At 25.0% G+C, this 1,133-nt stretch carries 2 protein-coding genes; one reads left to right on the top strand and one right to left on the bottom strand.

Translation table 11 applies throughout. The features are described 5' to 3' along the window. Positions 1-93: 93 nt before the first annotated feature. Complete coding sequence (locus tag OYV_RS03995; protein ID WP_042068418.1) at positions 94-336, bottom strand: hypothetical protein; 243 nt, start codon at positions 334-336, stop codon at positions 94-96. A 288-nt stretch (positions 337-624) separates the two neighbouring features. Here OYV_RS03995 and OYV_RS03990 point away from each other — a divergent pair. Beyond that, a partial coding sequence (locus OYV_RS03990; protein ID WP_042068417.1) for an MATE family efflux transporter occupies positions 625-1,133 on the top strand: 509 nt, incomplete at its 3' end.

The raw sequence follows: 1,133 nt of genomic DNA, 5'->3' as shown, positions 1-1,133 counted from the left end.
GCAATTAAAACGTATTATTTTTGTTCTTTTTGTAAAAATTTTGTGATATTGGGGGCTTTTTCGCAAAATAAAACAAAATATTGCAACAAATATTTATTGGCTAAAATAAATAAAACAATTGAAAAATAAGTTTGCAAAAAAATAATGAAGTTGTTTTTTTGGAATAATTTTATTAGCTTTTTGGATTTGGATTTCCTTTTTTTGTTGTTTTTTATCTTTGGGAGTAGCAAAAATATTAACACTTATTTTTTTATATGTTATACTTAAAGAGTAGTTAAGAAAACAATTTGCAGTTATTTTAGATTTAATAAGCATTTTTTTGTTATGTTTTTTCATCAAATGCTTGCTAAAAGAAAACAAAAACTTTAACCAATTAAACCTAAAATCTTTTTTGAAAACCTTTAAAAATCCTTAAAATAAAGGAAAAAATATTTGTTTGAAAAATAATTAATTTTTACCTTGACAAAAAAGATAAAAACAAACACTTTTAAAACTGCAAAAAATAACTGCCATTTGTTTTTTAAATTTATACTTTTTTGCACAACAAATTCAATAAAAATAAATATAATAATTTATCAATTTATTTCAATTAATTTCAAATCAAAAGGAAGGTTTTTTAAATAAATGACGAAAAACAAAGTAATTAATAAAAAAGATAAAATAAGTAGGCTTGTTTTGGAGGGAAACTTATTAAAAGCTTTATGGATTATTTCTTTGCCTATTATTGTTTTTAATGTTTTTAAAGCTTGTTTCGGTAGTGTTGATACTTTTTTTGGAGCTGGTCTAGAAGGAGCAACCCAAAGCTACATTCAATTTTCCAAATCCGCTCAAAGCATTGTAGAAGCAGTAGGAGTTTGTTTAGGAATTACAGGAGTTTCATTAATTTCGCGCGAAGTGGGTAAAAATAAAAATGTCAAATCTTTAAAAGCTCGTAAAATAGCATCTAGCGTTTTTGTTTTGTTATTCATAGTAAGTTTGGTTGTAGCTTTTGTTATGATTGGTTTTTCCAGCCCTATTTGTAGTCTTTTTTTAAAGGAAAAAGTAATTAACGGAGTGCCAAAGGCAATAACAACTGAGGAAAAAAATCTTTGCATTAACGCTTTTAGATTACAAATGTTGGGCACTATTTTAGC

Origin of the sequence: 'Chrysanthemum coronarium' phytoplasma (assembly GCF_000744065.1) — a bacterium.
In the GTDB taxonomy this organism is placed as follows: domain Bacteria; phylum Bacillota_I; class Bacilli_A; order Acholeplasmatales; family Acholeplasmataceae; genus Phytoplasma; species Phytoplasma asteris.
Note: the sequence above shows the minus strand (reverse complement) of the source record. Positions and strands in the feature narration are given on the sequence as shown.

What these genes read in the sequence shown, in the direction of transcription:
- OYV_RS03995 (WP_042068418.1), bottom strand. Translation starts at nt 336, where the DNA reads ATGAAAAAACATAACAAAAAAATGCTTATTAAATCTAAAATAACTGCA.